Raw genomic sequence first — 8563 nt, forward strand, 5'->3', positions numbered from 1 at the left:
AAGGCGGTTGCGCTTGCTCTGTCTCTGGTAGAGCCAACCGAGCGTACGCTCTAGCGACCAGAAGAACACGATCGCTACGGCGGATCCGATCAGCGCGCTTGCGGAGTGTTCGACTCCCCACGGCAGCGTGCCTAGTGCCATCAGCAACGCCAGTACAATACTGGCGCGGTACACGCCGACAATCAACCTCGAACGCACGTACGACGGGATCGAAGATTCCGCTGCCGAATCAGGCTTCGCCGTCGGTTCCATCGTCGGAGTCTTCCCGACCCTTGGAAGCCCCACGCTCACGGCTGACTTGGTTCAAACGCTGGATCGTGCGCGAAAGTTCGACGCCTCCGGCGGCGATTCCCAGCGCCAACCCGAGCAGCAATCCGACATCCTCGTGGCCGAACCGCTTGCCCAGCCACCATCCGCCGAACACGGGCAACAGAACGCACAACCCCAGCGTCAAGCCCAGCGACGTGAGCTCGCCCACGCTCGCCCAGAACTCGCCCTGCTTCTGCATGGGAGCACCTGACGACTCAGGCGCGTGCTAGTGCAAGACCGACGCAGTCGCTGCCGAAGCCGCGCCGAGATCGACCGCGCCCATCAACCCGCCGGGCGCTACACCGCCGATGACGACTCCCGCCAACGCGATCAGCAGCGCGACGACCAGCAATCCTTGCGGCAGCGTCACCGGGCTCGCCGCAGGCGCTCCATGGGGCGCATCCGCCATATACAGGCGCACGATGACGCCGAGATAGAAGAACGCGGACACGACGCTGTTCAGGACCCCAGCGATGACCAGCCATCCCAGTCCCGCGTGCCAGGCGTCGCGGAAGATGAGGAACTTGCCGAGGAACCCCGCCATCGGCGGGAACCCAGCCAGCGACAGCATGAACACACTCAGGACGACCCCCAGGAAGGGCTTACGGAACCCCATCCCGTTGTAGTCGTCCAGGTTCAGACGCTCGCCCTCGGACGAACCCGCTAGGATGAGCGTGCCGAACGCGCCGATGCTCATCAGCGAGTAGACCAGCAGGTAGAACACGCCGCTTTGCGCGCCCGATTCCCCCGCCGCGAACGCGACGAGCACGTACCCGGCGTGCGCGATACTCGAATAGGCGAGCATCCGCTTCACGTTCTTCTGCGTCAGGGCGACGAGGTTCCCAACGCTCATCGTCAGGACGGCAAGGACGGCGAAGATCGTCGACGCCTCGCCCGCCAGCGGCGAGCCGGGAGCGACGAACAGCCGCGCAATCGCCGCGAAAGCCGCGACTTTCGGACTCGATGCGAAGAACGCCGTCACGGGCGTCGGCGCGCCCTGGTAGACATCGGGAGCCCACTGATGGAAGGGAACCGCCGCCACCTTGAACGCCAACCCCACGACCAGGAGCACGACGCCCACGCCGAGGAGCCCCGACCCACCCACCCCGCCAGCAATGTCTCGCAGGTTCGTGGAACCCGTCGCGCCGTAGATGAGCGCAATCCCGTAGAGGAAGAACCCGCTCGAAAACGCTCCGAGGAGGAAGTACTTGAGCGACGACTCGCTCGACTCGCGGTTCCGCCGGAACCCCGCCAGGACGTAGAGAGGCAGCGACATCAGCTCCAAGCCGAGGAAGATGACGATGAGGTCGTTGCCGCCCGCCATCAGGATCATCCCGACCAGCGACGTGAGCAGGAGGATGTAGTACTCCCCGCGCACGCCGTTGTGGCGCTCCAGATACGCCATCGACAGCAGGATCGCCAGCGCTGCCCCGATGAGGAAGATCAGCGTGAAGACGTGCGTGTAGCCGTCGGCGAGGAAGACCGGCAGCGCCGATCCGATCCGGTCGCGCGCGCCGAATGACAGCGCCACGCCTCGCGCCGGGCTCGCGAGCTCCAACCCGAGCGCCGTGACCGTCCCGATCAGGGCGATCCATGCGGTCGTCTGGGCCCACCGCTTGGACGAGCCCATGTCGAACAGAACGGTGAGCGTGGCGGTTCCCAGCAGTACGAGGCTCGCGGAGAGCGCTCCCCAATCGAAATCGACCATGCGTCTAGGTACCTCAACCACTCTCGTTCGTCAACGGCGGATCATGGCTCGCTGAGCGGACGTTACCTGAAGAAGACGAACGTGATGATGATGAACAGCGGAATCAGGATGCCGCCCGACCACGCCATGTAGCCGAAGAACGAGGGCATCTTCACGTGATTCTCTTCTGCGATGGAGCGCACCATGAAGTTCGGCGCGTTGCCGATGTAGGTGTTGGCTCCCATGAACACCGCTCCGACGGCGATCGCCTTGAGGTAGCTCTCGAACAGCTCGAGGTTGTGGGTGAGCTCCTGGAGAGCCGCTGGGTTGCTCAGGTCTCCGCCCGCGACCGCGACGTAGTGCGGCAGTTGGTGCGCGTGATCCTTGAAGAGCTGCGCGATGAACGCCGGATCGGGGGTCGAGATGCCCATGATCGGCAGCGGGTAATGGTACAGGAACGCGCTGACAGCATCCTCGTGCAGGTGGAGCTTGCCGAGCGCCGTGTTGAAGTAGGTCAGGTACGTCGGCGCGTTGTCGAGGAAACTCGACAGGATCCCGGTGAACCAGAAGTAGGCAGGTTCGCTGTCCGCTCGGACGATGAGCGCCTTCAGCGCGCCTTCTTCGCCGGCTTTGAGGATCGCCAGCGCGGGGATGATCGTCATGAAGATGCCCGCGAACAGGTAGGCGACCTCTCGGATCGGTTCCCAGGTGAAGCCGTTCTCCTCACGGAGCCGCTGCTTCGTCGAGAGGTACGCCAAGACCGCCATCAGGATGATGATGCCGTCGCGCGTCAGTCCAGAGATGTCCGCGTGGACGCCTGCGATGTTGACATCGCCGGACTTCCACAGACCGCTGAGCAGCACGCCGCCGATGATTCCCAGCAGGAACAGGAAGTTGTGCGCCCCCGCGATGCTGATGGGAACCGCCTCGGCGCGCTCCTCGGCGAGCTCCTGCTCGGCGGGCTCGCGCTTGAGCATCATGGTGTCGAGGAAGTAGAACAGGATGAGCAGCAGGATCGCGGAGAAACCCATCTCCGGCAGCAACGACAGCGTCCACTGGAACGGTACGCCGTGCAGGAATCCGAGGAACAGCGGCGGATCGCCCAGCGGCGTCAGCGAGCCGCCCATGTTGCTGACGAGGAAGATGAAGAAGATGACGATGTGCGCCTTGCGCTCGCGGTGCGCGTTCGCGCGAAGGAGCGGGCGGATCAGCAGCATGGACGAGCCGGTCGTGCCGATCATCGAGGACATGATCGTCCCGACGAGGATGAAGAGCACGTTGACCACGGGCGTTCCGACCAGCGTACCGCGGAGCACGATCCCGCCTGACACCGTGAACAACCCCGCCAGCAAGATGATGAACGGGATGTAGTCGACGATGTAGATGTGCAGGATCTCGTAGAGCGCCTGGCCCTTGTAGATAAACAGGAACGGGATCGCAAAGACGGCAGCCCAGAAGGCTGCAACCTTCGGGTAGTTGTGATGCCAGAAGTGCATCGCCAGCAGCGGGAAGAGCGCGATGGACAACAGAATCCCGGCGAACGGGATGACGCTCCACAGCGGCAGTTCCGTCCCGATGTTGTGCCCGTCGCCGTGTCCTTCCGCAGCCGCGTGGGCATCGGCAGCGGGAGCGTGTGCGTCAGCGGCAGATTCCGTGGCGGCGTGATCGTCCTGCGCCAAGAGGGTCACTGGGCCCGCAGACAGCAGGAGCGTGCAACAGATGGCGATGAGAGTCGCCCAGCGAGGTGCGCTCAACGACCGGCGGATCATTCGTGGTTTCCTCCACCTTCCGGAGAAGTGTGGCTGTCTTCGGGCTCGGGTATCAGCATCGGAGCAGCGTGCGCGGCGACCTCCCGCGTCGCGCCAGCCTTGCGCAGGGAACCGATCGCATCCTCAGCGTTCATCAGCGCCAAGAACGGCTTGGGAAAGAAGCCGATCACGAACGCCATCAGGACGATCGGTAAGAGTACTATAATCTCGCGGAACGACAAATCGCGCAAGCTCTCGTTCTCGGGATGGACGACCTTCCCGAAGAAGACCCGCTGCACCATCCAGAGCATGTAGACAGCCGCCAGGATCACGCCCGTCGCCGCCAGAACGGCGAACCACGCGCGACCCTCAGTCATGAAGGTTCCCAGCAGGATGAGGAACTCGCCCACGAAGCCGTTCAAGCCGGGCAGTCCGATGGAGCTCAGCGTGACGATGATGAAGAATGCCGCGTACGCCGGCATCGGCTTGGCGAGTCCGCCGAAGTCGGCGATGGTGCGCGTGTGCCGCCGTTCGTAGATCATCCCGACCAAGAGGAACAGCGCTCCCGTGCTCAGCCCGTGGTTCACCATCTGGAGAACCGCGCCCTGAACGCCGATGTCGTTGCCGGAGAACAGTCCCAGCACGACGAATCCGAGGTGGCTCACACTCGAGTAGGCGACCAGCTTCTTCATGTCCGGCTGGACCATCGCCACGAGCGCCCCGTAGATGATCCCGATGACGGCGAGAACCGACACCGTCGGCGCGTAGAAGAGGGCGGCTTCAGGAAAGAGCGGCAGGCAGAAGCGGATGATGCCGTAGGTTCCCATCTTCAGCAGCACGCCCGCCAGGATGACGGAGCCAGCGGTCGGAGCCTGGACGTGCGCGTCCGGAAGCCAGGTGTGGAACGGAAAGAGCGGAACCTTGATCGCGAACGCGACGAAGAACGCCCAGAAGAGCCAAAACTGCGCGCTTCGGGCGAACCCGATCGTCGCCGCGTGGCGCGTGATGTCCGCCAGGTCGAACGTGCCGACGCTCAATCGGAGCCACAAGATGCCGACGAGCATCAACGCGCTGCCCGCCATCGTGTAAAGGACGAACTTAAGCGTCGCGTAGACCCGTTCCTTGATCTTCCCGAACAGGAACGTGCTTCGGACGCCCGGGCTCCCCCACACGCCGATCAAGAAGTACATCGGGATGAGCATCAGCTCCCAGAACACGAAGAACAGGAGCAGATCGTAGGCGACGAAGGTTCCCAGCATCGCCGTTTCGAGGACGAGCAGCGAGGCGAGGAAGCCTGCGACCCCCTTCTCGGTGGGCACGCGATGGTCCGCGTCGGCATCGTCCTGCACCGCGATGCTGTTCCACGAGGCGAGGATGCAGATGGGCGTCAGGAACGTCGTCAGGACGAAGAGCCAGACCGAGATGCCGTCCAGACGCAGATGGAAGCTCGACCCGATGGCGGGAATCCAGTCGGCGACGACCTCGCGCTCGGTTGCGGCGAAGTCCAGCGCGAACGGAAGCGACAGCAGGAACGCGAGGAGCGACACGGCGAGCGCCCCGACCTTCAGCGCGCTGTCGCGCAGGGCGCGATCCGACACGTTCCGTGCGAGCGCCCCGGCTACGGCGATGAGCGCCGCCCCAACGAGTGGTAGAAACACGGTCCACGTCAGGATCACAGCGATGCCTCCACTCGTTTCGCCTATCGCAGAAGCGCGGCGGCGACGAGAATCACCGCGCCTGCCAGGATCGCGAACGCGTAGGTCTGCACGATCCCGCTGTGCGCCGTGCGCAAGCCCGCGCCGCCCAACCACGCTGCGGAAGCCGTCAGGTTCACCAGTCCGTCGATGATCCGGTTGTCCACGATGCGCCACAGAACGCGGTCGGATGTCCAACGGAGCGGGTGGACGATGAGGAAGTCGTAGAGTTCATCGACGAACCACTTACGCCGCCAGAGCGCGACGACCGGATTCGCCCGGCTGAGCGCTTCGGCGGGCTTCCCGACGTAGGCACGCCATCCGATCAGGATGCCGGCAATCGCCGCGACGATCGACAGGATCATCGGAAGCGACGATCCGCCCTCGGCGTGCTCGCCGTGGAACATCGGGTTCAGGAACGCGTAGAAGGGTCCATCCTCCGTGAAGCCCAACAGGGCTCCAGCCGCCGCCGAAAGCGCCGCCAGCGCCAGCAGCGGGAACGTCATCGAGGGCGGCGATTCGTGCGCATGCGCAAAGAGCGTGTAGTCGCGCGGCTCACCGAAGAAGGTGATGGCGATGAGTCGGAACATGTAGAACGCCGTCAGGAACGCCGTCAGCAAGCCGATCCAGAAGATCGCCCCGTTGTGCTGAAACGCCGCGAGCAGGATCGCGTCTTTGCTGAAGAACCCGCTCAACAGCGGGAAGCCCGCGATGGCGAGCGCTCCGACGAAGAACGTCACGAACGTAATGGGCGTCTTCTTGAGGAGCCCGCCCATCTTCCGCATGTCGAGCTCGTCGTGCATCGCGTGGAGGACGCTTCCCGCCGCGAGGAACATCAGCCCTTTGAAGAACGCGTGGGTCATCAAGTGGGCGATGCCCGCGCTGTAGGCTCCCAAGCCCACGCCCACGAACATGTATCCGAGCTGACTGATCGTCGAGTAGGCGAGGACGCCCTTGATGTCGAACGACGCGATCGCCATCGTCGCCGCGAAGACCGCCGTCAGGATGCCGAACCACGCGACGATCTCGCCCGTCTGCGCCAGCGTATAGAGGACGTGCGACCGCGCGACCATGTAGACGCCTGCCGTGACCATCGTCGCGGCGTGGATCAGCGCGCTGACCGACGTGGGACCCTGCATCGCGTCGGGAAGCCAGACGTGGAGGGGAAGCTGCGCCGACTTACCGATCGCGCCGACGAAAAGCAGGAGCGTGATCGCCTTGAGCGCCGACGCGGAGATGCCGCCCGCTTCGGCGGCGTGGAACACGTCATCGAACCGCAGCGAGCCCGTATTCAGGAAGATGAAGAACATCCCCAGCAGGAACCCGAAGTCGCCGATCCGGTTCACGACGAACGCCTTCTTACCCGCCTGCGAGGGGTAAGTCTCACCGGGGTTCCGAGGTCCCCGCTGATACCAGAATCCGATCAGGAGATAGGAGCAGAGCCCGACGCCCTCCCAGCCGACGAACATCAGCAGATAGCTGTCGCCCAGCACGAGGATGAGCATCGCGAAGACGAAAAGGTTCAGGTACGCGAAAAAGCGCGAGAACCCCCGCCGATCCTCGTGGTTCATGTAGCCGACCGAGTAGATGTGGATCAGGAAGCTTACGCCCGTGACAACGAGCGTCATGACCGCCGAAAGCGCGTCGAACCTGAACGCTGCATCGATGCTCAGGCTGCCGGCGGCGATCCACTGGTAGAGCGACACGTCGTCTAGCGTTCCGGCGCGGACGCCGGAGAACGCGACAATCCCGCCGAGGAACGAGAGCCCGATCGCTGCGCACCCGACGATCCCGGCGACGCGCTGGGACAGCTTCGCTCCGAAGATGCCGTTGACGACAACGCCAAGCGCCAACGGCACGAACAGAAGCGTCAGAGGAAGTGACATCGCGCGTTATCCTAGTCCGAACCGATACTCGACCCAACGCCGATCCGGATCATCGCCGCAGGAAGTTCATCTCGTCCACGTTGATGCTGGCGCGGTTCCGGAAGACGGTCACGATGATCGCCAGCCCCATGGCGACCTCCGCCGCCGCGAGCGCCATGACGAAGAACACGAAAATCTGTCCGTCCGCGCGTCCGTAATACCGCGCGAACACGACGAACGCGAGGTTCGCCGCGTTCAGCATCAGCTCGATGCACATGAACAACACGATCGCGTTCCGTCGGATGAGCACGCCTACGACGCCCATCGTGAATAGGACGACGCTGAGGGTCAGTCCCAGCTTGAGCGTGGTTTCCGTCATGGCTCAGTCCTCGGTTTCGTTCGCGCCGCGACGCGGGCGGATCAGCACGATGACGCCCACCAGCGCCGCGAGCAGGATGACGGAAGTCACCTCGAACGGCAACAGGTAGTTGCGGAAGAGCAGCTCGGCGATCGCGCGCGTGTGCCCCGGTTCCCCAGCGTCGGCGACTTCGGGCGTCATCGGTCCCACCGCCTGCCATGTTGCCGTCGCGACAAGCCCGAGGAAGACGATCCCGGCGACGATCCCGACGACCCGCTTCGCGTCGATGTTCTCGTGGATGGCTTCTTGGCGCCCCATGTTCAACAGCATGATGACGAACAGGAAGAGCACGACCACTGCGCCCGCGTAGACGACCACCTGAACCGCCGCGACGAAGTAGGCTCCCAGCAGGACGTAGAGCGCCGACACGGCGAACAGCGTCAGCACGAGGCTCAGAGCCGAGTAGACCGGGTTCCGGTTCAGAATGACCAGCGCCCCGCCCACTAGCGCGACGATCCCGAAGAGGATGAAGAGAACCAGTTGCAGGTCTACCATGCGAGCCTCTATGCGGTTCGAGGCGCGGCGGTTCGCGCGTGCAGCGTCGCCACGAGGATCGCTCCGGCGATGACCGTTACCTGCCCGACCCACAGGATCGGCAGCAGCGGGACCGACGCGAGCTCATGCGCCACGAGCGCTATCGCCGTGACGACGACGTTCGCCAGCGAGACGGGCAGAAGCATCTTCCAACCGAGAGCCATCACCTGGTCGTACCGGAACCGAGGGAGCGTCCATCGCACCCAGATGAAGACGAACAGGAAGAATGCGACCTTCGCTAGGAAGATGAGCAGCGTGACCCACCACGGAACGAGCTTCTCCAGTCCGAACAGCGTGTATCCGCCGAA

The 8563-nt window shown here is 64.0% G+C and carries 7 protein-coding genes and 2 pseudogenes; all 9 read right to left on the reverse strand.

Annotated features, from left to right (window positions below):
- Positions 1–229: 229 nt before the first annotated feature.
- The gene (locus FJZ36_16575; protein MBM3216515.1) at positions 230–508 is read right to left on the reverse strand and encodes a hypothetical protein; all 279 of its coding nucleotides are present in this window, start codon (positions 506–508) and stop codon (positions 230–232) included.
- Between the two features lie 27 nt (positions 509–535).
- Positions 536–2017 carry an NADH-quinone oxidoreductase subunit N gene (locus tag FJZ36_16580; protein MBM3216516.1) on the reverse strand — a complete coding sequence of 494 codons (1482 nt, stop codon included), beginning with the start codon at positions 2015–2017 and terminating at the stop codon, positions 536–538.
- A gap of 62 nt (positions 2018–2079) precedes the next feature.
- A pseudogene (locus tag FJZ36_16585) lies at positions 2080–2265 on the reverse strand (sodium:proton antiporter).
- Positions 2266–2469: 204 nt separating this feature from the next.
- Positions 2470–3765: pseudogene (locus tag FJZ36_16590) on the reverse strand (DUF1646 domain-containing protein).
- Positions 3762–5420 (reverse strand): NADH-quinone oxidoreductase subunit M, encoded by a 1659-nt coding sequence (locus FJZ36_16595; GenBank protein ID MBM3216517.1) that lies wholly within the window; start codon positions 5418–5420, stop codon positions 3762–3764. Before FJZ36_16595 ends, FJZ36_16590 begins: the two are co-directional and overlap by 4 nt.
- 23 nt (positions 5421–5443) lie before the next feature.
- Positions 5444–7324 (reverse strand): NADH-quinone oxidoreductase subunit L, encoded by a 1881-nt coding sequence (gene nuoL / locus FJZ36_16600; protein MBM3216518.1) that lies wholly within the window; start codon positions 7322–7324, stop codon positions 5444–5446.
- Between the two features lie 49 nt (positions 7325–7373).
- Entirely contained in the window at positions 7374–7682 is a 309-nt protein-coding gene (gene nuoK, locus FJZ36_16605) for an NADH-quinone oxidoreductase subunit NuoK (protein ID MBM3216519.1), read from the reverse strand.
- Between the two features lie 3 nt (positions 7683–7685).
- A complete protein-coding gene (locus FJZ36_16610; protein ID MBM3216520.1) occupies positions 7686–8216 on the reverse strand; it encodes an NADH-quinone oxidoreductase subunit J in 531 nt (176 codons plus the stop codon).
- Between the two features lie 8 nt (positions 8217–8224).
- Positions 8225–8563, reverse strand: a 339-nt coding sequence (locus FJZ36_16615; protein ID MBM3216521.1) for an NADH-quinone oxidoreductase subunit H, incomplete at its 5' end; no start/stop codon positions are given.

The sequence above is a fragment of the Candidatus Poribacteria bacterium genome (assembly GCA_016866785.1).
Taxonomy (GTDB): domain Bacteria; phylum Poribacteria; class WGA-4E.

Bases quoted from the DNA above. Each gene is read 5' to 3' on its own strand.
- FJZ36_16580 (MBM3216516.1), bottom strand. From the start codon at position 2,017: ATGGTCGATTTCGATTGGGGAGCGCTCTCCGCGAGCCTCGTACTGCTG.
- nuoL (MBM3216518.1), bottom strand. From the start codon at position 7,324: ATGTCACTTCCTCTGACGCTTCTGTTCGTGCCGTTGGCGCTTGGCGTT.
- nuoK (MBM3216519.1), bottom strand. From the start codon at position 7,682: ATGACGGAAACCACGCTCAAGCTGGGACTGACCCTCAGCGTCGTCCTA.
- FJZ36_16575 (MBM3216515.1), bottom strand. From the start codon at position 508: ATGCAGAAGCAGGGCGAGTTCTGGGCGAGCGTGGGCGAGCTCACGTCG.
- FJZ36_16610 (MBM3216520.1), bottom strand. From the start codon at position 8,216: ATGGTAGACCTGCAACTGGTTCTCTTCATCCTCTTCGGGATCGTCGCG.